The following is a 24,777-nucleotide window of genomic DNA, read 5'->3' as shown; positions in this document are numbered from 1 at the left end:
TCGGGATTGGCACAAAAGCTTAAAGTCGCCAGCATCTCGATCAACCCGTGGCATGATCAAAGCCCAGCGATCGCCCTTCGGTGCCATGCTAGAAACCCTTGACCTTCACCAAAGCCTCGACAAAGAGACCTACCGCCTCCAGATGGAAGGGCTCATGCGGCAGTTGCGCACCCTCCAGAATGCTTGCTGGGAAAAGCAGCTTGGCCTGGTCGTCGTCCTCGAAGGCTGGGCCGCCTCTGGCAAGGGCGCCATCGTCAAGAAAATGGTCCAGTACATGGACCCCCGAGGCTTTACGGTCCATCCCATCTGGCCGCCAACCCAAGAGGAACAGCGCTATCCTTTTTTGTGGCGATTTTGGCAGCGGCTACCGGCCTACGGCGATCTAGGGTTTTTCTATCACAGCTGGTATACCCACGTGCTGGAAGATCGGCTGTTTGAGCGCGTTTCAGAGGCCCAGGTCCCCATCTTGATGCGCCAGATCAACGCCTTCGAGCGCCAGATCGCCGACGACGGCATGGCGATCGCCAAATTCTGGGTTCACGTCAGCCGCAAAGAGCTCCAAAAGCGCCTCAAGCGCTACGCCGCCGACCCCCTCCAGGCCTGGCGCGTGCGCCCCGAGGACTGGCAGCAGGCCAAATCCTACGATCGCTACACCGCCCACGCCGAAGACATGCTGATCCAGACCAGCACCGGCCCCGCCCCCTGGACCCTGGTCGAGGGAAACTGCAAGCGGTGGGCGCGAGTGAAAGTCCTCAGCGGCGTCGTCGCGACCATGACCGAAGCCCTCGATCGCCTCCAGAGCCAAGCTCCGCCCCTTCGGCTCGCTCCCCAAACCGAGCTACAGCCCACCGAGCCCAACCTTTTGGCCCAGGTGGACCTCACCAAAGCCCTGACCTCCGACCTCTACAAAAAGCGTCTGCGCCGAGCCCAAGTCAAGCTGCGGACCCTACAGCAGCGGATCTACGAGGAGCAGGTGCCGGTGATCGTGCTTTTTGAGGGCTGGGACGCTGCCGGCAAAGGCGGCGCCATCAAGCGCCTAACCGACATCCTCGATCCGCGCAACTATTTTGTGCAGCCCTTCGCCGCCCCTACCGATGAGGAAAAATCCCATCATTATTTGTGGCGATTTTGGCGGCAGTTGCCCACCGCCGGCACCATTGGAATTTTTGATCGCAGCTGGTACGGCCGCGTGCTCGTCGAGCGAGTGGAGGGCTTCGCAGATGACGGGGCGTGGCGCCGAGCCTACCGCGAAATCAACGAGTTTGAGGACCAGCTAATCACCGCAGGCTACGTCCTTGTAAAGTTTTGGCTCCACATCAGCAAGGAGGAGCAGTTCGCCCGCTTCACCGAGCGAGAGCAAGATCCGTTCAAGCAGTACAAGCTCACCGAGGAGGACTGGCGAAACCGCGATCGCTGGCCGCTGTACGAAGTGGCGATCAACCAGGCGATTCAGCGCACCAGCACGCCGGCCGCCCCCTGGAGCCTCGTTCCCGCAAACGACAAGCTCTACGCTCGGGTCATGGTAGTAGAAACGGTGACTCAGGCGATCGCAGCGGCCCTAGAGCACGCCCCGCGATCGCCCCTCTTCTAGGACAAACGGGCAGGTCACCGAAGCTTTCGAGGCCTTAGCGGGAGTGGGCCAGGGAGGGAGCGAGGGAAGAGGCCCGCTCCGACTCCAGGGTCGATCGCGTGGGCTGCTGGCTCCAGGGCGTCACCCCCGTCGCGATCAGGCGCAGATAGCGCCGCGTCGGATCCGACAGCGTCACCCCCGTGAACTCTGCCCCCTCAATGCGCGCCCCCAACAAATTGGCTTCCGTCAGGTCTGCATCCGTCAGATCAGCCCGAGTAAGATTGGCCCAGTTGAGATTGGCCCGTTTCAAAAAAGCCCGAGACAGGTTCGCCCCGCTCAAATTCGCCCCGGTGAAGCTCCCCCCGTGCATTTTGGCATCGCTAAAATTTGTCGCGGCCAGGTTGGCGCCGTGCAGCGTTGCGCCGCTGAGCTTGGTCGATCGCAGATCTACGCCGTCTAGGTTAATCCCATTGAGATCAACCCCATTCAAGAAGGCATCCTTCAGCTTCACGCCGTTAAGAAAGGAGCCCCGCAGCGTCGCGCCACTCAGGCGAGCGCCGCTGAGGTTCGCCCAGTTCAAGTTGGCGCCCGTCAGGTCTGCCCCCCGCAAATTAATGGCGTTGAGGTTGGCGCCGCAGAGATTGGCGTGCTGGAGATGGCTGCCGCGCAGATTGGCGCCATTGAGGTTCGCGCCGCTGAGCTTGGCCCGGTTGAAGTCGGACTTGACCATAAAAGCGCCACTCAGGTTGGCTTTGGTGAGGTCGACGTGGGTCAGGCAGCCCTCGCTGAGCTTGACGTAGCGCAAGTCTGCCCAGTTGAGGAAGGCGCCGCTCAAGTTGGCCTGGGTCAAGAAGGCCCGGCTGAGGTTCGCCCCCATGAGGTTGGCATCCGAGAGATCAACGGCGATGAGAGTTACCCCACTCAGGTCTGCTCCCCGCAAATCCACGCCTGCAAAGTTTCTTTCGCCAGCTTCATACGCTCTGAGCAGATAGTTGACGTCCATAAGTTAGCCCTACTCCGGCAATCACTCGGTTGTGCCTCTTTTGTTTTGGAGCAACGGTTCGAGGGCCAATCCATGGTTGGAGTGGGATGCCCTCAGAAACTTGCTAGGAATGGCCCAAGAAAACAAACAGAGGCGCTTTCTAAAGGTTTTCTTTCGATAATTACGATGGTACTTCAGGAGTTTGGAGGCAACGTTAAAGAAAAAAGTTGCTTTGTCAAGTAGCTTTAAGAAGTGCTCCGAATTTCTACGGGAATTGAACGATTTATAGGGCTTTTTAGGGTCAATTTTGTCAAAAATCAAGGGAGATTGTCGGGGAAGGCGGCCTAGAGGCGATCGCCCGTTTGTTTGATCGGGGCATCAACGGATTTTTTGGCAGCGCTAGCAAAATTGGCACCCGGAGTTTGAGTGCGATCGCCCAGGGACTGCTACATTAGCGGGCGTAGTCAGCGACATTCGCTAGGGAAACCCCGGAGGAGTAGAAGGTCTATGTTCGAGCAGCTCACCCGAATTTTGCTGTGGCTGCTGCTGGGGCTGTTGGTGTGGTACGTGCTGCGTCGCCTGATCAGTCCGGCGTTTTATAACGCCTTGGGCTTTGTGGTGCTGGCGCTGTTTTTGGTTCTGGCATTTTTGAACCCCACCGACAATACGGTTTCAGATATTTGGAGCATTCTTTCTCTACCTTTGACGCCCTTGGGGGTGGTGCTGCTGGGGCTGGCGCTGACGGTCCCGCGCAAGGATTTTCGGGTGCTGGCCACAAGCCCGATTGCGTGGGTTTTGGTGTTTCTCTACATTGCCAGTACGCCTTTTGTGGCTTACTACCTGTCTCAGCGGGTGGAGGCGTATGCGACCGAGCTGAACTGCCAAACCCAGACGTTTTTGAGTACTCAGGATGCCGCCAGCGTGGAGGGCATTGTAGTCTTGGCCCAAAACACAACCCGGCCCGGGCTGCCACCGCGTCCGCTGATCGAGCTGACGGAGTCGGGCGATCGCCTGCGGCTGGCGGCAGATCTGTACGATGAGTATCGGGCGCGGGTGATTGCGCTGGCGGGGGAGCGGCCCAACTTTCAGGGGGGAAATCCGCAGCAGCGCAGCGAAACGACGGACGTGGTGGAGCTGCTGGTGCAGTTTGGGGTGCCGCAAGACGCGATTATTTCGGACGATCGCAGCGAAAGCCTGCGCGAGAGCACCCTCACAACGCGGCGGCTGCTGCAAAATCGCCCCGAGCTCCAGGGCAACCTCATTTTGGTAACGTCGGCCCTCAGCGTCAATCGGGCCAGACTTGCCTTCGAAGGCGCTCTCAGCCAGTTTCGCGACGTGCGCATTTTGCCGCTCGCAACGGACTTTCAGACCACGGCGGGCAGCGGTGGGCCCCGGCGCCGGATCGTCATCCAGGACATGCTGCCCAGCGCGAAGGCGCTGGTGATCACCACTGAGATTATTCAGGAGTACTTTGGCTCCCTGTACTACTTCCTGCGCGGCTGGCTGGGTCCCAATCGCACGATCGCAGACTGCCCGAATCCGCCCACGCCTCGCAGCGCGATCGCCCCGTCCCTCGCTTCCTCGCCCGCTTCCCAGCCCGTGGCGCTCCTTGCTTCTGGCCGCTGTTCTGCGACCTAGACGCGCTACTAGCCGTCCAATCATCCCAGCGGGGTACTAGGATCAAAAGGTTGGTAGGACAGGAACATGGCTCGCACACAGCTTCAAAAGCTCGGTACCTATTTGCGCCCTCACTGGCGACAGGCCACGCTCGGCATTGGGGCGCTGCTGATCGTCAATGCTCTGGGGGTATACCTGCCCCTGGTGATTCGCAACGGCATTGACGACCTGCAAGTCACGTTCAGTATGGACCAGATTCTGTACTATGTCGTGATTGTGTTCGTGCTCGCCAGCGTTATGTGGGTGATCCGGATGGTGTCCCGCATCGCGCTGTTTGGCGTGGGGCGCCGGGTCGAATTTGACCTCAAGCAGAAGATTTTTGAGCATTTGCTCACCCTGGAGCCATCGTATTTCGCCAACAACACCGTCGGCGATCTGATCAACCGGGCCACCAGCGATGTGGACAATATTCGTCGGCTGCTGGGCTTTGCCGTGCTGAGTTTGGCAAATACGGTGTTTGCCTATGCCTTCACGCTGCCGGTGATGCTCTCGATCAACGTCAAGCTCAGTTTGATGGCGCTGATCGTCTACCCGATCATGCTGATGCTGGTGCAGCTGTTTAGTGAGCGGCTGCGAAAGGAGCAGCTGGTGGTGCAGCAGGAGCTGTCGGGCCTCAGTGAGCTGATCCAGGAGGACATGAGCGGCATTTCCCTGGTGAAGATCTATGCCCAGGAGGACAACGAGCGCAATGCCTTTGGCCGGGCCAACCAAAAGCTGCTGGATGCCAACTTGGCGCTGGCTCGCACCCGCAATATGCTGTTTCCGATTCTGGAGGGACTGGCAAATGTCAGCTTGCTGGTGCTGCTGGCCCTGGGGGCCGGGGCGATCGCCAATGGATCGGTCACCATTGGAGACTTCATTGCGCTGATTCTGTACGTTGAGCGCTTGGTGTTTCCGACGGCGCTGCTGGGCTTCACGATCACGGCCTATCAGCGGGGTGAGGTGAGTATTGACCGAGTGGAGTCGATTTTGCTGACGCACCCGGAGATTCAGAATGCGCCGGCTGCCCAGCCGCTGGATCTGGCGGCAGTGAAGGGGGAGCTGGTGGCGCGCGGACTCAGCTACACCTATCCCGGCAGCGATACGCCAGCCCTCAAGGATCTGAATTTTTCGATCCGGGCTGGGGAGACGGTGGCGGTGGTGGGGCCGATTGGCTCGGGCAAGTCCACCCTGGCCAATGCGCTGCCTCGCCTGCTGGACATTCCGGCCAATCAGCTTTTTCTGGATGACCAGGATGTGACGCAGGTGGCGGTGCAGGACCTCCGACGGGCGATCGCCTACGTGCCCCAGGACAGCTTCTTGTTTAGCACCTCGGTGAAGAATAATATTCGCTACGGGGACCCCCTGGCGGAGATGCCGGAGGTGGAGCTGTCCGCCAAGCAAGCCCAGATGGACGAGGAAATCCAAAATTTCCCGCAGCAGTACGCCACGGTGGTGGGCGAGCGGGGCATCACGCTGTCGGGAGGACAGCGCCAGCGCACGTCTCTGGCCCGAGCACTGCTGGTGAATGCGCCGATTTTGATTCTCGATGATGCGCTCTCGAGCGTGGACAACCAGACGGCTACGCGCATTCTGGGCAATCTGTCGTCGGACACCCAGCAAAAGACGGTGATTTTCATTTCTCACCAGCTTTCGGCGGCGGCGACGGCGGATCGGATTTTGGTGATGGACCAGGGCCGGATTGTCCAGTCTGGCAGCCACGCGGAGCTCGTGCAGGAGCCGGGACTGTACCAGTCCCTGTGGAATCAGCAAAAGCTGGAGGAGGTTTTGCGCTAGCGATCGCCCCAAACCCTTCCCAGGAAATATGTCAGCGGGCGCTGACCTCGCTACACTAGGGCCGAGTAGCAGGGGTCAGCGCCTTTGACTGAGCAGCGATGGCAGCTCAGGGGCTAGCTGGCGGTTCTTGCTGCCTTTGTTGGGCGCAGGTGAGGCAACCCGTGGACGCTTTTCTTTTTCTGACGGACCTGGACAATACGCTGGTGGGGGACGCCGAGGCGCTGGCCACGCTCAATCAGCGCTTGGCGGAGCACCGCGATCGCTACGGCACCAAGATCGTGTACGTCACGGGGCGATCGCTGACGCTGTATCGCCAGCTGGAGGCTGAGCAAAACCTGCTAGAGCCCGATGGGCTGGTGGTGGCCGTCGGCACAGAGATTTATGGCAGCGGTAGCCAGACCCCCGACCCAGAGTGGGCGCAGCAGCTTTCGGCGGGCTGGGAGCGCGATCGCATTTTGGCGACCACCGCCCATTTCGCCGACCTGGTGCCCCAGCCTTCCTCAGAGCAAGGCCCCTTCAAGCTCAGCTATTTCCTCAGCCCGGAGGCCGCGACTGAGGTGCTGCCGCTCCTGGGCGATCGCCTGCGGGACCAGGGCATCGACGCCCGTCTGGTCTACAGCAGCCACCAAGACCTCGACATTTTGCCCAAGGGCGGCAACAAGGGCACCGCCATGGCCTTTTTGCAGGCGCGCTACCAGATGCCCCAGACCCGCACGGTGGCCTGTGGCGACTCCGGCAACGACATCGGCTTTTTTGAAATGGGGCTCGCTCGCGGCATCATCGTGGGCAACGCCCGCGCTGAGCTGCTGGAGTGGCACCGCCAAAATCCGGATGAAAACCGCTATCTGGCCCAAGCGGCCTGCGCAGGCGGTATCCTAGAGGGCCTAAATCACTTTGGGTTTTTACCAAAATTTCCATGATTGGCTATCTCAAAGGGGCGATCGCCGGCCTTCACAAAAACGCGAACCGAGTGATCCTGCTCCTGGAAGTCAACCAGGTCGGCTACGAGGTGCAAATCACCCCCCGACTTCTGCAACAGCTGCCGGAAATGGGGGCCACGACTCATGTCTTTACCCACCTGCAAACCCGCGAAGATCAGATGGTGCTGTTTGGCTTTGGCAGCGCGGCGGAGCGAGATTTGTTTCGGCAACTGGTCGCCGTCAGCGGCATCGGCCCCCAGCTGGCTATGGCCCTCCTCGACACCCTGGGCCTGACGGACCTGGTGCAGGCGATCGTCTCGGGCAACACGCGGCTCCTGGCGCGCACCCCCGGCGTCGGCCCCAAGACCGCCGAGCGCATCGCCCTAGAGCTGCGCACCAAGCTGGCCGAGTGGCGGCAGCAGTCGGGGCTCACCACAACACCCAGCGCCGGACCAAGCCTGAGCGTCCTGGAAGACGTGGAGATGACGCTGATGGCCCTGGGCTATACCAATAGCGAAATCACCCAAGCCCTTCAGGCCGTGGGCCAGAGCGCGGTGCTCTCGAAAACTGGCGATGTGGAATCCTGGATTCGGGAGGCGATCGCCTGGCTCAGTCGCTAGCCAGCAGCGCACAAACGCGATCGCGGCCTTCCGCCTTGGCCTGATAGAGCGCCTGATCCGCGATTGAGACCAGATCATTGGCCGCCCGCTTGGGCCGGGGCCGCAGACAGCCCACGCCCAAACTCACCGTAATCCAAGGACTGACCGTGGAGGCCGGATGGGGGATCGCCAACGCTGCGATCGCCGCTCGGATCTTTTCTGCTACCCGCATTCCCCCCTTGAGGTGCGTATTGGGCAAGATCACCACAAACTCCTCTCCCCCGTAGCGCGCTACCAGGTCCGCCGGACGCTGCACCACCTGCTGAATGCCCTGAGCCACCAGCCGCAGACAGTCGTCCCCCTGCTGGTGTCCCTGGGTGTCGTTGTAGCGCTTGAAATAGTCAACATCACACAAAATCAGCGTGATCGGCTGGCCCTCGCGCAGAGCCCGCTGCCACTCCACCGCCAAAAACTCGTCAAACCGGCGACGGTTAGCCACCTGGGTCAAGCCGTCGAGAGTGGCCAGCGCTTGCAGGGCCTGGTTGGCCTGCTGGAGCTGCAAATACAGCTCCGACTGGTCAATGGCGATCGCCAACTGAGCCGTCACCTGGCGAATCAGCTCCACCTCCCAGGGCTGCCAGGGCCGCAGCGCCGTGCACTGGTGGGCCGCCAGCAGCCCCCACAGGCGATCGCCCTGCAAAATCGGCAGCACCAGCGCCGCCTGCACCGCCAGATCGCGCAGCCAGCCACCGCACCACCCCTGGGCATCCTCCGCCGTCACGTCATCTACCAAGAACAAGCGATTTTGCAAAAAGTGGTTCCAGCAGGGATGATCGGGCGACCACTGAGCTGTTACCCGGCCCTGCACCGACAAATCGGGCGATCGCACCGACTCCACCGACTCCCCCCCCGCTCCCAGGGGATCGATCACCACCCGATCGACCTGGAGCAGCACCCGCACCTCCTCCACCGTCGTCTTGAGGATGGCCGTCAGATCCAGCGACTGCCGAATCCGGGACGTGATAGCGCTGAGCAGCTTTTCCCGCCGCGCCTGCTGACGCATCATCGTCTCAATGCGTTTGCGCTCCCGGACCTCCGCGAGGAGCAGCCGATTTTGGTCTATAAGCTGGCGGCGCTGCTGCTGGATCGTCAGCTGATGACCAATGCGCATCAGCACCTCCTCCAGATGAAACGGCTTCGTGATGTAGTCCGCACCGCCCATCTCAAAGGCGCGGACCTTGTCTTCGAGCAGATCTAAGCCGCTGAGGAAAATCACCGGAATGTCTTTCATATTGCCCGACATCTTCAGCACAGAACACAGCTCAAAGCCGTTCATGCCGGGCATCCGGATGTCTAGCAGCACCAAGTCTGGCAGCTCAAACTCGATGCTTTTGAGCGCCATCTCACCACTGATCGCCTTGCGAACTCGGTAGCCCTGATCCATCAAAATGGCCGACAGCAGCCGCAGCTCATCCGGCTGATCATCAACCAGCAAAATCGTTGCTGACATCGTTGCCGCTAGCGGACACAAGGGCTCACCCTCACTGCCAAGCAAACTGTTGACAAATCCGTCAAATCCGTCAAATTCGTCAGTGACAAAGCCATCAGAAAAGTTGCATCATTCGCTGTTTTGATCTTGCCCATCTCCCGCCCCAGACGTCACGCTCACCCCTCGATCGCCTGCCGCGCTCTCGACTTCTAGGCTCTACCCCAAAAGCTCAAGAGCGCAAGCTAGATCGCGCGAGTCTTCATCATTTCTTAGGCGATTGGCCCATTGTTCCCAGAGCGCCAGCCGGAACAAGCCTTTCTAGCAAAAAGTTATTTGGCAGGGCCAGACAATGGGGTCGGTTCTTGGCAGCCCGTCAGCCAGTAGGTGGTCATTTCTCCGCGCCCTTTGATGGACACGGTGCCGCGCTCTTCAAACAGAAATTTTGTCTTGATGCGATCGTAGGTGCTGGCTGTAACCTGGATTCGACCGGGTTCTCCCGTAGATTCCATGCGGCTGGCGACATTTACGGTGTCGCCCCAGAGGTCGTAGGTGAGCTTCTTGACGCCGATCACGCCAGCGACCACCAGCCCCGTGTTGATGCCGATGCGCAGCTGGAAGGGGTCGCCATTGGGCCGTCGAAAGCGCTGAATGGCCGCTTGCATGTCAAGGGCGATGTGGGCGATCGCCTCTGCGTGGTCCTTGCGGGGCTTGGGCAGTCCCGCCGCCACCATATAGGCATCCCCGATCGTCTTGATTTTTTCGAGGCTGGCGCGCTCGGCCAAGCCGTCAAATACCGAAAAGATCTGGTTCAGCAGCGCCACCAGCTCCGAAGGCGGCAGGGCCATAGCCAGCTCCGTAAAGCCCACCAAGTCTGCAAACAGGACCGTCACTTCCTCAAAACTATCGGCGATCGTCCGGCGGCTCATCTGAAGACGGCGAGCAATCTGGTAGGGCAGGATGTTGCCCAAGAGAGACTCGGCCTGCTGGCGCTGCTGGCGCAGCTCCACTTCCATTTGGTGGCGCTCGGTGATGTCGAGGACCGTTCCCTCCAAATAGAGGATGCGCCCAGCTTCGTCGTGCACGACCCAGATATTTTCGGCAATCCAGATCTTGCTGCCGTCCTTGCGATAGACCTGGGATTCGGCTTCGGAGATCTGGCCAAACTGGCGCAGGTAGACGAGCAGCTCGTCCCGGCGCTTGGGCTGGACGTAGAGCTGCTGCCCGATGTTGGTGATGCTGCTAATCAGGTCTTCGGGGGAGTCGTAGCCGTAGAAGCGGGCCAGGGCAGGGTTGACGTCGATAAAGCGGCCTTCTATGGAGGCTTGAAAGATGCCTTCGGTGGCGTTCTCGAAGATGCTGCGGTATCTGTCTTCGGCCTGCTGGCGATCGCGCAGGGCCTGCTCTCGCTGCTGGCTTTCCTGGTGGAGCCGGTGGGTCTGGTGGGCGAGGTTGAGCTGGTGATTAACGCGGGCGATCGCCTCTTCGGGCTGGAGCGGCAGGGTGAGATAGTCCGCCGCTCCGACTTCAAATACTTTGTTCTTGCTGACAAAGTCGCTGTTGGCGCACAAAAACACCACCGGAATGTCTTGGGTGGCGGCGTCGGCCTTGAGGCGGCAGCACAGGTCGTAGCTGGGCAGCTGTCCCATCCCCAGCAAGATCAAGCTGGGCTGGAGGGCCGCCAGTTCTTCGAGCAAATTCTCAGTTTTGGTGAGCCGCTGCACCTGATACCCACAGCCCTGCAGCAAGGCGGCCACCTGCTCCGCTATATCCGATGCGCAGCCAACGATCGTCAGCAACGCCCCAGCCATCTTGGGGTCGGTCGCGCCGTTGGGGGAATCGATTTCGGAGGCAGCCTCAGGCAGTGGCTCTCCAGAAGGTGGCAAAGACTGCGATCGCAGATCGTGGTTCAAGGTCAGGAACTTGTCGTCCATCAACTTTACAAGCAAACGCGGGGGCTAGGACAAAACGCGGGGCGATCGCCCCTGGTCCCTCATCAGAGCGGCTCCCAGACTCACTATGGGGCGGGGAGCACTTCCACCATAGCGTTTAGGGACGTTCTCCAGCTTCCGTCATAAGGGCAAACTCCGCACCCCCAAAATCACCATTTTTTATGCGTCAAACGGCACACTCCTCTCCCTCCCACCTCTACGATTACCCGTCAGCCCTACCCGCAAAAATTCCCTGGGGTTTTTGGCAATCTCTCACAATCTCTGACATTGTCGCCGACACTAGTCGCCCCAGACACCATCCCCCTTTGCCCAGGGGCGATCGCGCCCCGCAGCCACGCTACAATCGAGGCGTTACCTCGATCTCAGCCCATGGCCAATCCCCTGCGTCGACTACGATTTTTGCCCTGGAAGCCCCTGATCCAGGACGCGCTGCTGACCACCCTGCTGGTGATGGCCATCGAAATCGTGCTGGTCTGGGGAGCGCTATCTCTGCCGGTGATCAATCAAAGCATTGGCCTGTTTTTGTCAGTTTTTGGCCTGATCGCCACAGCCCTTGTGGGCCTAGGAGCAGGCGCTTTGGCCGTTTATCTACTCGAGCGGGTCTTCCCCCAGGTGATCATCAACAGCGGCGTCCTGTGGGCGCTGGTGCTGTGCCTGGGCCTCAGCCTGTATCTGCGGGGCCTGATTCCTTGGTTGCCCATCGTATTTCCCCTGGATCAGCCCGAATTTCTGGGCTCAGTTTTGGGCATCTTTTGGAAAGGACGCCCCTACTGGAAACGATTTTGACGGGGCGCGATCGCGCCACCGATCTTGCAACCGGCACCGCCATGGATGACCCCAACCTAGACCTTCTGGAGTCCCCCGAGACTCGCCGCCTGAAGCTTTTGATTTACTTGTTGCCCGTTGTGGGTTTCTTCCCGGCGCTGTGGACGCTCTATCGGCGCCAGGGCACCCGAGACGAGCGCAACGTCAGCCGCCTCGCCATCGTGATGGCTCTGACCTGGCTGGTGAGCCATCTCCTGATCGAGGCTGGAGCTCACCCCGGCGACGGCGTCTCTGTGCCGCTGCTGCTGACCAGCAGCCTGGTCACCTCGGGCTATTTTTTGGGCAGTCTGTGGCTGATGTTCAAGGTGTGGCGACGCAAGCGGATTCGGTTGCCGGTGCTCAGCCGCCTGGGCGATCGCCTGCCATGACCCCCTCAGACAGAACGCTTGTGGATCCTACCCAAGCCCCTCAGGATCTCCCAGCCATGAGCAGGCCCAAGAAGCAGCTCAAGGCAACTCTAAAGAAATTGTCAGAAAGTTTCCGCCATTAGGCGCTACAAAAATTGTCCGATAGGGGCAAAAGTGGCAGTAGCCAGGGATATTCGAGCCTTTTTAGGCGCGATCGCCAACTCTGGGACCGATCGTCTGGCTCCTCTTTCACGTGAACTCCCGTGAAAACTCCAGCCAGATTACTCGAAAGCGTCGAGAATCCTGCTATAACAAGCTTGAAAAGTTGGCAAAAGCTCCTGAACACGCTAATTCTGCCGGAATGAGTGACTCAGGCAGCCGGCCTTTTAGCGATCCCTACTGGCATTGGTGTGTGAGGAAATCTGTGTCAAGCCGCAAACCCCCGACCTATCAAAGTCCCCCCAAGCAAATCCGCAAAAAAGCTCCCCCGCCTCGCAAAGCCCCCAAACGCAGTAGCAGCATCCGCTGGATGTGGATGCTTTTTGGGCTGACGGGGGTTGCCATGCTCTCAGCCACCGCCGGTGCGCTCCTGGCCGTCTCGCTGTCTGCGACTCCCCTCATGCAGCGTCAGCTCACCGCCGAGGAAGCCGAAGTCTTCACCGAAGAAGAGAGCATCTCGACCAAGATGAACCTGCGGCTGCCCGAGCTGACGCGGCCCGTCAACATCCTCATCCTGGGCACCAAAGTCCTGACTTCTGACCTCGACACAGCGCCACAGCAGGATTTGGGCTATCACGCCTTGGTCAACTCCTTTGACGGCCTCAGCGACACCATGATGCTGGTGCGCTTTGACCCTAGCCGTCAGGCCCTTGCGCTCCTCTCGATTCCCCGCGATACTCGCGCCTACATCGAGAACGTCGGCACCAGCAAAATCAACGCGGCAAATAGCTATGGCGGCCCGGCTCTCGCAGCTCGCGCGACCAGTGAGCTCCTAGGGGGTGTCGGAGTCGATCGCTACGTTCGAATCAACGTTCAGGGGGTCGAGAAGCTGATTGATGCGCTGGGCGGCGTCACCCTGTACGTCCCCCAGGACATGAAGTACCAGGACGATAGCCAGCACCTCTACATCAACCTCAAGGCTGGCAAGCAGCATCTCAATGGCAAGGAAGCCTTGCAGTTTCTGCGGTTTCGCTATGACAACTATGGCGATATTGGTCGAGTTCAGCGCCAGCAGACCTTCATTCGCGCTCTCAAGGAGCAGGCCCTCAACCCCACGACGATCGCACGTCTACCCAAAATTTTGTCGGTGATCCAAGAAAATCTGGACACCAACTTGACGGTTGAGGAATTGGTAGCTTTGGTTGGCTTTGCCTCTCGCACCGAGCGCAGCAATGTCGAGATGCTGATGGTGCCTGGACGCTTCAGCGCTGCGGATGAGTACGAGGCCAGCTACTGGATTCCTGACCCATCGCGGATTGACACGATGATGGCGCAGCATTTTGGGCTGGGCTACAGCGAGGTTGCGGCTACGCCACCGGCTTACTTGAGAGTGGCGATCCAAGATAGCACTGGAGACTATGACGCGCCGCAGTCTGTGATTGATGTGCTGGGCAATGCTGGGTTTGGGGATGTCTACGTGGACACGCCGCGCCAAGAGCCCTTGCAGGTGACTCGGATCGTGGCTCAGCAGGGCGACGTGGAAAGCGCCGAAGCCGTGCGCCAGGTGCTGGGTCTGGGAGAGGTGCGAGTGGAGAGCACGGGAGAGCTGCGATCGGATGTGACGGTCCAGCTTGGCCAGGACTGGATTCGGCGATACGGCAATTAGCCAAAGCAGCAGAAGCCTCACGCCATAATCTTTGATTTGGCGTTGAGATGAATGCGAACGAACGAACGACACTTCTCTGACCTATGCCGCAGGTCCGAGCAGGGGAGATGGAGAAAACGAGCAAATCTCTCATGATGCAAAACGGGTGTGAGATAATCAGGCTAAGGGTTTGAGCTAATCGCCGCCCTGAAACTTGAACCTTGACAACCTGGAATATGGGGTTCTGCCTGGAAACAGACGATGCGTTGTCGCATCTGTGGGCAGGTAAAATTCCAGCAGTACAAAGGAGAGAACAACACTCTTTGTATTGTTCCGGTGCGGTGGGGCATCCCGTATCGTCAATAAAGCTCAGGAAACGCCCGATGGGATACCAGGGGTCACTGAGAAGCCTACGCTGCATACGTCAGTATCAGCGTAGGAGTATGTCACGAATAGCGGCGATCGCCCCCTCACCACCCGCTCGCCCTGAGAACCCAAAAGAGAGCGATCGCCCGACGGGCGATCGCTCTCTTGCTTTTCTCTCTTACTTTTCTGGGTGTCTACAGAGCTTCAGAATCTACTGCGGTCCCTTCAGACGCAGGGAGGCAGCTGTATCTCCCAGCATCTTCCAGGGTTCGAGGAGCTTGTCTTCTGAGATGTCAGGTTCAGCCGGATCCAGGGAGAAAGGCGCGGGCTGAGCAGCCGGTGACTCTAGGATGGAGTCAATCGGCTTTGATTTCTTAGCGGCAGACTGGCTAGAACCACTAGACAGTAGCTGATCAATGCTCTTGGCGGGTGGGGCCTCGGGGCTATCTGGTTCGGCATCGGGCGCTTCGGAGACAGGCTCTGCGATCGCCTCCGGCGGGACAACAGGAGCCTGCTCCTCTATCCCAGCGACGTCTTCCGGAAAGGCCTCAGGATCGGCGGCTGACTCGGGTTCATGGTCCTCATACTGAAGTTCCTGGGAGGCGATCGCAGGCTCATCATCCAGAAACGGCTCGTCCATGAAGGGCTCTGGACTCACGTCATAGACTTCGTCCAGAAACGGCTCGTCCATGAAGGGTTCGGCAACCACAAACTCGACGTTTTCATCGATGAAAACGTCGTCAGATAGCGAGGCCGTTTCGATGGGCGCAGCGGCCTCAGGCTCAGCCAAGGACTGCTCAGCGGCAGCCGGTTCAGGTTCTGCCGCCGCCTCAGGGCTCTCCGGTTCTTCAGCAGGTTGCTCAGTCGCGATCGCCTCCGGCTCCTCTGCAACCACAACAGTCTCTGGTTCCTCTGGCTCTGGTTCCTCTGGCTCTGGTTCCTCTGGCTCTGGTTCCTCTGGCTCTGGTTCCTCTGGACTCTCTTCGGCGATCGCCTCCGGTTCCTCGGCAATCGGCTCTTCGGCCGGTGCCTCAACCGCTGAACCTGCCTCAGCCACCGGCTCTTCAGAGCTTTCTGGGTGGGCGATCGCCTCCGGTTCAGCCACGGCGTCCTCGGCGATCGGCTCTTCGACAGCTGCGGGCTCTGTCGCCTCCGCATCAGCAGTTTCCTGCGCAGGAGGCTCGGCCTCAGAAGCTTCTGGTTCTGTCGCAGCGCCCTCGGCGATCGCTGCCGGTTCAGGTGCCTCAGCAACGGCTTGATTCGTTTCTGGGGCGTCCGATTCTTCAACAGCGTCCGGTTCAGACACCTCAGGCTCTGCGATCGCCGCTTCCGGTACTTCTGGTTCCGGCTCTGCTACCTCTTCAACCGCTTCAGGTTCAGGCACTTCAGCAACGACTGGATCCGCTTCTGGGGCCTCTGGCTCCAAGGGCGCAGGCTCTGAAACCTCCGGTTCTGCGATCGCGGCTTCAGGCTCTGTCGCCACCTCAGCCGCATCCCCTTCAGCCTCAAATTCAGCAATCACTTGCTCTGCCTCTGCTGTCTCAGGCTCTGCGATCGCGGCTTCCGGCTCGGCTTCCTCAAGCGCTTCAGGTTCAGGCTCTGCGATCGCGGCTTCCGGTTCTATCTCCACCTCAAGCGCTTCAGGTTCAGGTTCAGCAATCACTGCTTCGGGTTCGGCTTCCGGTTCAGCTGCCTCAAGCATTTCAGACTCGGGTTCAGCAATCACTGCTTCCGGTTCCGCCACCTCAAACGCTTCCGGCGCAGGGGCTTCCGCAAAAACCTGCGCTGCCTCGACCTCATCTTCGGGCGCGTTCCAGGCTGAGCTCGATTCCTCAGTGCTGCTGGGCTCGGTGATTTCGACGCTCGGCATTACCCCAGCCGGCTCCTCGATTTCTTCCTCGTCCTCGTCTTCTGCCGGTATCGCCATCTGACGCGCGGGCGGTGGCTCCGCCCAGACATCGGACTCCAACAGCAGCGTTTCCTCCTCAGCAGGATCCTGCCAAGCAGAGGAAATCATGGCCTCCAAGTCGGGCAGCGTCACGGGGGGAATTTCCAGAGTGGTCCCGTCCTTTTCGGACTGGGCGCGGCTCACAACCCACGACAAAATAACCAGGTACAGGAGGAAGAGTCCAGCGGCGTCAATCATTGTGGCGAATTCTGGCGAGATAGCTTAAGACAGCACAAAAGGCGCTCGTGCTGGGAAAATTTTTCCCAAACTGACAGCCTTTACAGTCATGGTATCCCGTCAGTGAACGGATTTTTGCAAAATCCAGGCCTGGAGAATGGGGTTCACTACCTCCGGAATCTCGTCTTGGGGACAGTGCCCCGCGTTCCGCAGCGGAATGAAATTTTCCACGCAGGGATAGTTGGCGAGCGATCGCCCCAGCTCGATCGGCTCCCAAGGATCCGACTCTCCCCACAGCAGCAGGGCCGGACAGGGCAGCACCTCCAGCAAGTCCTCCGGCAGCGGCCCCTGGGAGTAGCGGGTAAAGGCCAAAAACACATCTACTGCGCCCGGATCGGCGGCAGGTTCCATCAACATTTCGACCAGCTCATCGGTCACTGCGGCCTCAGAATAGTAGGCCTGCTGCAAGATCTTGCGGACGGTGTTTGGGCGCGCCAGCTGCCGAAAGAAGATCGCCCCTAGCCAGCGCTGGGTGAAAAGCCGCTGAACCAGAGGCGCTCCGACCCGGCGCGGCCAGGACAAGCGCGATCGCCGCCGATCGTGCAGCAAGCGCAGAGAGCAGTTCAGCAGCGCCACGCCCCGCACCAGCTCAGGACCATCCACCGCGGCCTGCATGGCGACAATGCAGCCGATGGAGTTGCCCACCAAGAAGGCCGGTCCCCCAACCACTTCTTGGCAAAAATCTCGGATCTGCTGGCTCCAGGTCTCGAAGGTGTAGGGCACATCGCCCTGGGGATCTGGCTTGGCCGACTTGCCGAAACCCAGCAGATCCAGCGCGAACACTCGGCCCACGACCGCCAGCGCCGGGATATTTTTGCGCCAGTGGCCCCACGATGCCCCAAAGCCATGGATCAAGACGATGGCAGGGCCGCGATCGCCCTGAGATTGGTAGGCGATGGGCATGCCGCGCCACTGCCAGGTTTGGACTTCACTGCGAGGATCGAGGGCAGCGATCGCGAGAGGGCTCGGGGCTTTCATAGGAGTTTTGAAAATAGGGAAAAGTCTTTTTCTATTGTGCCAAGGTTTTCGTTACAAGACTTTACAGCGGTGCAATCGTGGTGCGATCGCCCAGGCACTGGGTACACTAAGACCGGCCTCCAGAGAGGCATTTGCGCCCTCATGCGCCCTCAAAGGAGCGATCGCACCTTGCGATCGCCAGCCCCCAAAACTCACCGTTTTCTAACCCCAGACGCCATGCAGCCTCCCTATCGCGGGCGCTCCTGCCCCAAAATCAGCACCATGCCCCGCCAGCGCACCGAAGCCGCCGTTCATCTACAGCTCTACAAGCTCGCCATCGAGCGGCGCCGCCTCCAGCAAGAGCTCCACGCCCTCGAGCAGCGTCAGCAGCAGATTCATCGCCAGATGTGCCTCATCGAGCACCAAATGGCCGAGGTCTCAGGCCAGAGCCCCGTTCCGCCGATTCGCCAGCCCCTCAACCCGCCAGCCCTGACCAATCTGCCGCCCCACATGCCGCCCTCGGATCAGTTCGACACTCTCTTCTTGGAGTACTAGCGGCGGGCAGATTTCGGCCCCTAGGGCTTTTGCGAGGCTAGGCGCTAGTGCAGGCGCTCAACCTGGGGCGATCGCGCCACCAGCTCCTCGATCAGCCGCAACAGCGCCTCATAGTCCGTAATCGGCTTGGTGCAAAACTCATCTGCCAGCGACACCTTCAGCAAGGTTTGGCGCTCCGACAGCATGGCGTAGGCGCTCACAATAATGATGGGAATATGGGCCGTCGAGGACTTCGTCTTCAGGCGCTGCGCCAAGTCCGCCCCGCTCACCGGATGGCCCTCCCACTGCGCCCCAGGCAGGTTGACATCCATCATCACCAGATCGATCTCGCCGGACTCGCACCGCTGAAAAATGGTGGCCGGATCGTCGGTGATCTCGACACTATGGTCGCCAAGGCGCTGCAGCAGCTTGGCCGTCCCCCGCGCCAGCAGAAAATCATCTTCCACCAAAAGAATTTTAAAAGTCATCGCTAGACTCTCTCAAACCTGGTTTTAAATTTTTTCAAGCAACTCTAAGCATGGTTGCTGTCCCAGAGCGATCCCGATTCCGACAGGATAAAGGTCACTGTCGTCCCCTGATTTTCACCGGGGCTCTCGATCCAAATGTACCCTCCCATCAGCTCAACTAACCGTTTGCACACCGTCAGCCCCAAGCCGGTCCCGCCGTAGCGACGCTTGATCGAGCCATCTGCCTGGACAAAGGGCTCAAATACCAGCTCCTGCTGCTTTTCGTCCAGGCCAATGCCTGTGTCGGCCACCGCGATCGCCACGCGAGGCGGATCGCCCTGGAGCCGCATAGCCGAGATGCACACCTCCCCATCGCTGGTGAACTTGAAGGCATTCGAGAGCAAATTGGCCAACACCTGGCGCAGCTTGATCTTGTCGGCGTAGACCTGCTCCACCCCACACACCATTTGCAGCGGGATTCCCTTCGAGCGGCTGTCTAGGCGAAACAGCTTGCACTGCTCCTCCATCAACGCCTTCAGGTCCACCTGCTCTAGGTGGAGATTCATGCGGCCCGCCTCGATCTTGGCGATGTCCAGCACGTCATTAATAATGGCCACCAGATTTTCGGCTGACTGGTGGGCGACCTGGATGTACTCCTTTAGCTCGGCTTCGTCGTCATAAAAGCCTTCTTTGAGCAGTTTGAGGTAGTTCAGGGTCGAGCTGAGGGGCGTGCGCAGCTCGTGGCTGGTGGAGGACAAAAAGTCCGACTTGAGGCGGCTGGCTTCTTCGGCCACGGTGCGAGCGGTGTTGAGCTCTCGGTTTCGCATTTCCACCAGGATGCGGTGCTCTCGCTCGCACTGGTACAGGCGGCTCTGCATCACGGCCATGGCCACGTGGGTCCCTACGGCCTGGATCAGCTCAATTTCTTCGCTGGTCCAGGGACTGGCCTGATTGCGCTTGATTTCGCGCCAGGCTTCGAAGGACTGGCGGGCTCGGTCTTGGCGATCGTCGGGGTCTAGGTAGCCTGCCCACAGGATATCGGTGTCGACGGCGTCCCGAAACAGGGTGAGGCAGCCCAGACACTGCTGACGATAGTGCAGGGGCATGATCAGCAGGCTGCGCAGGGAGGTGGGCTCAAAGGCTGGCCAAAGGGGCGCAAGGCGCGGGTCTTGGTACAGGTCAGCGATCGCCCACGACTCTGGCTTCAGGTCGCTCATCTCCAGCCAATCTCGCAGCGGCGTGTTCCAGTTTTCGACGCCGGGGCTCAGGTAAATCGTTGTCAGGCGGCCCTGCGCATCGAGCAGCGGCTCCACCCACGGGTCGCTGAGGGTCTGCTGCCAGAGGTTTTCGAGGACCACAGAGCCCTCTTGGTAGCGGCCCTCCTGGAACATGAGCTTCTGCCAAAAGGGAAATTCTTCGAGCAGCGCGGAGCCGGAGACTTCTTCGAGGGCGGGCTGCTGGCCGCAGAGGTAGAGGCTCCCGCAGGCGCTGTCGCTCATGGGCGTCAGATAGAGGCGACCGCCGGAGGCGCGCATGGCCTGCATGACCGTTTCGAGGACGATTTGCAGGATTTGCTGGGTGTTGAGGGGGGAGTGCAGGATGGTGGAGATGCGGTTGATCAGGGCTTCCCGGCGCGCCTTGGCCTGGGTTTGGCTGAGCAGGGTCGACTGGCCAATGGCGATCGCCACTTGGTCCGACAAAATCTGCACGACCTGCAAATCTTCCTCCGAGAAGGCCCGAGGCTGGGCGTGGTGCGAGACCAGCAGCCCCCACAGCGTCTGATTGGTCAGGATGGGCACCACCAGCGAAGACTGCACCCCCATCGCCGTTAGGTACGCCACATGGCACGGGTCCACCGGGCGTCGGAGCAAATCCTGGATGGGATTCGAGTCCAGGTCGGCAAGGGTCAGAGTGTGGGCCGCTTCGGGATTGTCCAGGCGGCTGAGGATCATCGCCTGGGACGACACATCGATGATGGAGCGCTGGCGGGCTTTGACAAACAGCTCCCGGCTGGTGGGGGGAATGTCTCCCGCCGGAAAATGCAGCGATCGCAGGGATGGCAAGCGCTTTGCATTCACCGACTCCGCGATCACCTGCCCCGCACCATCGGCATCAAATCGATAAATTTTGACCCGATCTGTCTCCAAAAATGACCGAATCTCCGCCACCGTCGCCTCCAGGATCGTCTGGAGATCCAGTGACTCCCGAATGCGGTTGGTCATGCGGTGCAGCAGCAGGCTGCGCAGCAGGCTCTGTTTGGACGGATCCTTACGTTTCGACGATTTTCCAGACATGGGAGGAACGGCAGAAATCAGCGCAGAGATAGGGAGAATGCGCAGGTGGCCACACTCTCAAGCGATCGCCCCTCAAAAGCGGAGCGAGACCGGCAGTCTGAGCAACGGTCACAGGTTCCGGCGGGCGAGGCATCGGAGCTGCAAGCTCTCCCCAGACCCCGCCCAGCAAAACGCCCGGTGCTCTTGCTCCCCATTGTTACCAAAAATTCTCTGCGCCAAGCTTTTGTTGAGAAGTGTCAAGCCAGTCGCCCTACTTGGGGCGATCGCCCCCCTGGTAGCGCCCATCTTGCCAAGCACTGCCCAGGCCCTGGAGAATGCCGCGACCCACCAGCCCGATGCCGCGACCCACCACCTGGGTTAGCAGGTACACCACCCCACTACCCAAAAACGCCACTGTTGCCCGCAGTCGAGGGGCGATCGCGTCCCGCGCCTCCAGGGCGATCGTCACCGCCAGCCGCAGGCCGCGCAGCTGCGACAGCTCCTGACTGCGGGGCGCATAGATCGTCGTGAGCTTGATGCCGTAGCCGCTGAAGCTGTACAGACGATAGCGGCTCTCAAAAATGGCCTGGGGTTCACGGAAATTTCGCTCGGTGCGGTATCGCCAGGACAGGTCATTGCGAAAACGCTCGATTTCCCGCGTGGACATCAGGCGGCGATCGTAGAGGGTTTCCTTGATTTCTTCCACGTCGGCAAAGTGATTGAGCAAAGGCTGCATGACAGCATTCGCCACCTGGATCACCCAGTTTTGCAGCAAGATTTCGACGCGCTCCATGGCGGCGGGGGTGCCAGCCGCCACCAGGTTTCCATTCACCGGCAAGGGCGTCTGAAACAGCAGATGCGACAGACACTCCGCCACAAAGGGAATGCGATCGAGGATGGCCGCCTCCACAATGTCCCAGTCCTGGAGCAGCACCGGCACGACGTCAACCATGCCCAGGCCGGGCAGCTGGAGCGTATAGTATTTGCCAAAAAAGTCGGTAATGCCGGACTGCCACAGGTCACGCAGGATTTGCGATCGCTTCTCTGGGAGCTGGTCCGGCTGCACATCGGACAGCCGCAGCTCATCGAGCAGGCCGTCTAGCCGCCGCAGGATCAGGTACAGCAGCTCCTGCCGCTTGGCCGCCTGCAAGATATCAATTTCGAGGGGAGTCTCCGTTTGGTTTTGTAGACCGCCCTGGATCTTGAGGTAGGTCACATCCAGCAGCATGGCCCGCAGGGACTGAATTTCGCCCCGGGGCTCCGCCTTGGGCAATGGCATAGACGCCGCGGACAGGCGATCGCCTTTAGCGCCAGATTTTCCAGCCCGAGGTGCCAAAGCCGCCGAGGGGGTCGGCAGCAAATGGCTCACCAGCCAGCGGGCCGCGCGGACCTCCCGGTAGCGCCCCGCCAGCACCGCCCGCGTCAGGGGCGAGAGCCGGGCATTTTGCAGCTGGCTGGCTAGCTGGGTCATCTGCGTATCCATCTGGCGCAGGCCCGAGGCCCGCAGGCGCTGCTGCCAAGAGAGCAGGTGCCTCGACGACAGAGCCGCCGCCGGAACCAGACTGCCCCCCGGCTCCAGCAGCCAGGCCGTTTTTCCGGCCTGGATTCGCCGGAGCGTGGCCAAAATCTGGGCAGCGTCGGCGGTGCGAGGACAGTAGCCGCTCACGCCCACCGCCTGGGCCGCCGCCAGCACCGCCGGAGTCTGGGGAACCCCCACCCACACCACCGGCAGCTGGAAATAGGTCTGCTTGATCTGCTGAGAGAGCTGCAGCGCCTCGGCGATCGCCGTTTCCGTCGCTCCGACGCCCAGCATCACAGCGGTAATCGTGCCGTCCGGCGATCGCTCCTGCAAAATCTCCAGGGCGATCGCCCCCGTCTCCGCCTCGGCAACAACCGCTAGCTCCTCAAACTGAGCCAGCCAGGTTCGTATGCCTAGCCGAAAGATTAGGTCATGGTCAACGAGTAATAGGCCCACCCCTACCTCTCCTCTCACACCATCTGAGCATCATTACGATGAGAGTCCTAGGCCCAAAGCTTGCTTAGAGCAAAAACCCTTAATCTATGCTAGCGGTTGGCGTCAGGCCAAAGGTGCACAGGCTGTCCTGCTTTTCTAGAGATTTCTGGCTAGGGAGGCGGCGGCGGCGGCGGCACGTCTTGACTGGGGGGTGGCGGCTCCTCAAAGTAGGTCGGCTCCTCCGGTGCCGGAGCGGGCGCTGGCTCGACGGGGCGAGCGCGCTCTCGCAAGATAGCATCGCGCTCTGCCGCCCACTGGCCGATCGACGCCTGGGCCTCGCCGTAGAGGGGACGGCCAGGGCCAATGTCCGAGGCCACGACGATGGCGTCGCTGAGGCGTCCCTGATTGGCCAGGGCTTGGGCCTCGCGGAAGATCGCGCGATCTTCTGCCAGACGGATCTCGTAGACCCAAGCGTCAATGTCGCCCTGGGCTTCGCCGTAGAGGGCTCGACCAGACTGGATCTTTTCGGCGGTGGCGATCGCGCCGTTCAGGTCTCCTTGACGAGCCAGCGATCGCGCCTGATCGAGGACCGGCTGATCCTCGATGACTTGAATCTGCTGGTTCCACTGGGCGATCAGCGTCTGGGCCTCGATGCGCAGGGGCCGCCCTAGCTGCACTTGCCGCGCCACGGCGATCGCCCGATCGAGGCTCTCCACCGTCGCGGTGGCCGCTAGGCGTCGAGCCAGCACCAGGAAGGGGCGATCCTCCGCCACCAAAATCTCCTTGCGCAGGTGAGCCACCAGGGTTTGGGCCTGGAGGCGGCGAGGCTCTCCCTGGGGCACCATCTGAGCTTGATCAATGGCCAAAGACCAAGAGAGGGGCGGCAAAACATCCGCCGTGGTCTGGGCCAGCTGGAGCTGGCTGAGGTTTTGCAGCTCGGTCCGCCAGCGCGCAACCTTGGCCTGGGCCTGGGGCCGCAGCGGGCTGTCGGGGGGGATGCGCAGGGCAGCGGCTTGGGCCTCAAGGAAGCCAAACCAGCTGTCTTGCCAGGTCATGGCGTCGGCGCGGGCCAGCAGCATAAAGTCATTGGCCTCGCGGCGCAGCGCTCCGGCTTCGGGCACGGCCTCCGCAGCGGCGATCGCCCCCGACAGATCGCGCGCTTCTAGACGCTTTTGGGCCAGAGTCAGCAGATCTCGGCTCCAGCGGGCGATCGACCCTTGGGCGTCGGCGCGGGCCTGCACGTCTGGGGTGACCTGGCGGGCGAGGGCGATCGCTTCTTTGAGGGCGTCGACGGTGTTGGCCTTGGCACGCTCCGCTGCTCCCTGAAGCTGTCGGCGCGCCTGCTTTTCGGCCGCAAAGTCTGTATCGAGCTGACGCCGCGCCAGGTCGCGCCAGTAGTCGTTATCCAGCTTGAGCATCGCCTCGGCGACCTCTGTGGCCTGACGCCAGTTTTGGGCCTTGAGAGCCGCTCGCATTTGGTTGGCCAGCTTTTCGCCCGCGGCCCAGTTCTTTTGCCAAGCGGCGATCGCCGCTTGGGCTTCGCTGTAGAGCGGGCTGCTAGGCGGAATCTGGCGAGCATCGGCGATCGCCTCCTCCAGGTTGCCAGCCGCCATCTGCTGGCGCGCCCTCGAGAAAATCACCTCAGACCAGATTCCCAACAATTTTTGGGCGTCGTCGTAAAGGGGATGATCCGCCGGCCAGTCTTTGACCAAATTCACCCCGGCCATCAGGTCCTGTATCTCTCCCGAGCGGGCGAGCCGCTCCGCGCAGTAGAGACGGGCCGAGTCTCCCGTAATCTGGCTTAGATCGCTACAGTCCGGCGCAGGGGGCACTTTCACCAGCCAGTAAAATGTCCCGGCCACCGTTCCCCCGGCCATGAGCAGCATCACCAGCCACACCATCGACCACAGCCAGTTGGTAGACAGCGATCGCCTGCGGCGGGGCGATCGCACAGTCCCCACAGCCTCTTCTCCCAAGGACGTCTCCGAAGCTGCTGAAGAATCTTTGGGGACAGGCGGCGTTTCCATCTCGGGTTTTGAACTTTTAGACTGCTTGCGATCCCTAAATTGACGAATCATGTTTGTCTTTCTCCCCTTCCAGCGC

18 protein-coding genes are annotated in these 24,777 nt (G+C 60.6%); 9 read left to right on the top strand and 9 right to left on the bottom strand.

What is annotated here, in order from left to right:
* The first annotated feature begins 85 nt into the window (after positions 1–85).
* Positions 86–1,591: a polyphosphate:AMP phosphotransferase gene (gene pap, locus GEI7407_RS08170; protein ID WP_041268830.1), complete on the top strand. Its 1,506-nt coding sequence runs from the start codon at positions 86–88 to the stop codon at positions 1,589–1,591.
* Between the two features lie 34 nt (positions 1,592–1,625).
* Here the strand turns inward: pap and GEI7407_RS08165 are convergent, their stop codons facing one another.
* Complete coding sequence (locus tag GEI7407_RS08165) at positions 1,626–2,573, bottom strand: pentapeptide repeat-containing protein (RefSeq protein ID WP_015171671.1); 948 nt, start codon at positions 2,571–2,573, stop codon at positions 1,626–1,628.
* A 486-nt stretch (positions 2,574–3,059) separates the two neighbouring features.
* On the opposite strand from GEI7407_RS08165, the gene GEI7407_RS08160 reads away from it, so the two are divergent.
* The 4 genes from GEI7407_RS08160 (at position 3,060) to ruvA (ending at position 7,545) form a co-directional block, all read left to right on the top strand.
* Positions 3,060–4,190, top strand: coding sequence for a YdcF family protein (locus tag GEI7407_RS08160; protein ID WP_015171670.1), 1,131 nt, complete (start codon positions 3,060–3,062; stop codon positions 4,188–4,190).
* A gap of 66 nt (positions 4,191–4,256) precedes the next feature.
* Complete coding sequence (locus GEI7407_RS08155; protein WP_015171669.1) at positions 4,257–6,005, top strand: ABC transporter ATP-binding protein; 1,749 nt, start codon at positions 4,257–4,259, stop codon at positions 6,003–6,005.
* A 161-nt stretch (positions 6,006–6,166) separates the two neighbouring features.
* A complete protein-coding gene (locus GEI7407_RS08150; protein WP_015171668.1) occupies positions 6,167–6,925 on the top strand; it encodes a sucrose-phosphate phosphatase in 759 nt (252 codons plus the stop codon).
* Complete coding sequence (ruvA, locus tag GEI7407_RS08145; RefSeq protein ID WP_015171667.1) at positions 6,922–7,545, top strand: Holliday junction branch migration protein RuvA; 624 nt, start codon at positions 6,922–6,924, stop codon at positions 7,543–7,545. Before GEI7407_RS08150 ends, ruvA begins: the two co-directional genes overlap by 4 nt.
* On the opposite strand, the gene GEI7407_RS08140 is transcribed toward ruvA, so the two are convergent.
* Both GEI7407_RS08140 and GEI7407_RS08135 read right to left on the bottom strand, forming a co-directional pair.
* Positions 7,535–9,034 (bottom strand): diguanylate cyclase domain-containing protein, encoded by a 1,500-nt coding sequence (locus tag GEI7407_RS08140; protein WP_015171666.1) that lies wholly within the window; start codon positions 9,032–9,034, stop codon positions 7,535–7,537. The genes ruvA and GEI7407_RS08140 overlap by 11 nt on opposite strands.
* A gap of 308 nt (positions 9,035–9,342) precedes the next feature.
* Positions 9,343–10,944 carry an adenylate/guanylate cyclase domain-containing protein gene (locus tag GEI7407_RS08135; RefSeq protein ID WP_015171665.1) on the bottom strand — a complete coding sequence of 534 codons (1,602 nt, stop codon included), beginning with the start codon at positions 10,942–10,944 and terminating at the stop codon, positions 9,343–9,345.
* Between the two features lie 387 nt (positions 10,945–11,331).
* Here GEI7407_RS08135 and GEI7407_RS08130 point away from each other — a divergent pair, with 387 nt between their 5' ends.
* From GEI7407_RS08130 to GEI7407_RS08120, 3 genes are all read left to right on the top strand, one after another.
* Positions 11,332–11,748, top strand: coding sequence for a hypothetical protein (locus GEI7407_RS08130; protein WP_015171664.1), 417 nt, complete (start codon positions 11,332–11,334; stop codon positions 11,746–11,748).
* Entirely contained in the window at positions 11,715–12,155 is a 441-nt protein-coding gene (locus GEI7407_RS08125; RefSeq protein ID WP_223294500.1) for a hypothetical protein, read from the top strand. The genes GEI7407_RS08130 and GEI7407_RS08125 overlap by 34 nt, the downstream gene beginning before the upstream one ends.
* A gap of 403 nt (positions 12,156–12,558) precedes the next feature.
* Positions 12,559–13,959 (top strand): LCP family protein, encoded by a 1,401-nt coding sequence (locus tag GEI7407_RS08120; protein WP_015171662.1) that lies wholly within the window; start codon positions 12,559–12,561, stop codon positions 13,957–13,959.
* Positions 13,960–14,515: 556 nt separating this feature from the next.
* On the opposite strand, the gene GEI7407_RS19415 is transcribed toward GEI7407_RS08120, so the two are convergent.
* Both GEI7407_RS19415 and GEI7407_RS08110 read right to left on the bottom strand, forming a co-directional pair.
* A complete protein-coding gene (locus GEI7407_RS19415; protein WP_015171661.1) occupies positions 14,516–16,450 on the bottom strand; it encodes a hypothetical protein in 1,935 nt (644 codons plus the stop codon).
* Between the two features lie 99 nt (positions 16,451–16,549).
* Complete coding sequence (locus GEI7407_RS08110; RefSeq protein ID WP_015171660.1) at positions 16,550–17,467, bottom strand: alpha/beta fold hydrolase; 918 nt, start codon at positions 17,465–17,467, stop codon at positions 16,550–16,552.
* A 141-nt stretch (positions 17,468–17,608) separates the two neighbouring features.
* Between GEI7407_RS08110 and GEI7407_RS08105 the strand changes: the two genes are divergently transcribed.
* The gene (locus GEI7407_RS08105; RefSeq protein ID WP_150109739.1) at positions 17,609–18,001 is read left to right on the top strand and encodes a hypothetical protein; all 393 of its coding nucleotides are present in this window, start codon (positions 17,609–17,611) and stop codon (positions 17,999–18,001) included.
* 44 nt (positions 18,002–18,045) lie between these two features.
* Here GEI7407_RS08105 and GEI7407_RS08100 read toward each other — a convergent pair whose 3' ends face one another.
* The 4 genes from GEI7407_RS08100 to GEI7407_RS08085 form a co-directional block, all read right to left on the bottom strand.
* Entirely contained in the window at positions 18,046–18,468 is a 423-nt protein-coding gene (locus tag GEI7407_RS08100) for a response regulator (protein WP_015171658.1), read from the bottom strand.
* Between the two features lie 44 nt (positions 18,469–18,512).
* On the bottom strand, positions 18,513–20,741 hold the full coding sequence (locus GEI7407_RS08095) for a GAF domain-containing protein (RefSeq protein ID WP_015171657.1): 2,229 nt from the start codon (positions 20,739–20,741) through the stop codon (positions 18,513–18,515).
* 250 nt (positions 20,742–20,991) lie between these two features.
* Positions 20,992–22,695, bottom strand: a complete 1,704-nt coding sequence (locus GEI7407_RS08090; protein WP_015171656.1) for a DUF3685 domain-containing protein — start codon at positions 22,693–22,695, stop codon at positions 20,992–20,994.
* 149 nt (positions 22,696–22,844) lie between these two features.
* On the bottom strand, positions 22,845–24,701 hold the full coding sequence (locus GEI7407_RS08085) for a hypothetical protein (protein ID WP_051030708.1): 1,857 nt from the start codon (positions 24,699–24,701) through the stop codon (positions 22,845–22,847).
* Positions 24,702–24,777 lie beyond the last annotated feature (76 nt).

The sequence above is a fragment of the Geitlerinema sp. PCC 7407 genome, assembly GCF_000317045.1.
GTDB lineage: Bacteria > Cyanobacteriota > Cyanobacteriia > PCC-7407 > PCC-7407 > PCC-7407.
Note: the sequence above shows the minus strand (reverse complement) of the source record. Positions and strands in the feature narration are given on the sequence as shown.

Coding starts and splice junctions, on each gene's coding strand:
- pap (WP_041268830.1), top strand. CDS start 86: ATGCTAGAAACCCTTGACCTTCACCAAAGCCTCGACAAAGAGACCTAC.
- GEI7407_RS08165 (WP_015171671.1), bottom strand. CDS start 2,573: ATGGACGTCAACTATCTGCTCAGAGCGTATGAAGCTGGCGAAAGAAAC.
- GEI7407_RS08160 (WP_015171670.1), top strand. CDS start 3,060: ATGTTCGAGCAGCTCACCCGAATTTTGCTGTGGCTGCTGCTGGGGCTG.
- GEI7407_RS08155 (WP_015171669.1), top strand. CDS start 4,257: ATGGCTCGCACACAGCTTCAAAAGCTCGGTACCTATTTGCGCCCTCAC.
- ruvA (WP_015171667.1), top strand. CDS start 6,922: ATGATTGGCTATCTCAAAGGGGCGATCGCCGGCCTTCACAAAAACGCG.
- GEI7407_RS08140 (WP_015171666.1), bottom strand. CDS start 9,034: ATGTCAGCAACGATTTTGCTGGTTGATGATCAGCCGGATGAGCTGCGG.
- GEI7407_RS08135 (WP_015171665.1), bottom strand. CDS start 10,944: ATGGACGACAAGTTCCTGACCTTGAACCACGATCTGCGATCGCAGTCT.
- GEI7407_RS08130 (WP_015171664.1), top strand. CDS start 11,332: ATGGCCAATCCCCTGCGTCGACTACGATTTTTGCCCTGGAAGCCCCTG.
- GEI7407_RS19415 (WP_015171661.1), bottom strand. CDS start 16,450: ATGATTGACGCCGCTGGACTCTTCCTCCTGTACCTGGTTATTTTGTCG.
- GEI7407_RS08110 (WP_015171660.1), bottom strand. CDS start 17,467: ATGAAAGCCCCGAGCCCTCTCGCGATCGCTGCCCTCGATCCTCGCAGT.
- GEI7407_RS08105 (WP_150109739.1), top strand. CDS start 17,609: ATGCGCCCTCAAAGGAGCGATCGCACCTTGCGATCGCCAGCCCCCAAA.
- GEI7407_RS08100 (WP_015171658.1), bottom strand. CDS start 18,468: ATGACTTTTAAAATTCTTTTGGTGGAAGATGATTTTCTGCTGGCGCGG.
- GEI7407_RS08095 (WP_015171657.1), bottom strand. CDS start 20,741: ATGTCTGGAAAATCGTCGAAACGTAAGGATCCGTCCAAACAGAGCCTG.
- GEI7407_RS08085 (WP_051030708.1), bottom strand. CDS start 24,701: ATGGAAACGCCGCCTGTCCCCAAAGATTCTTCAGCAGCTTCGGAGACG.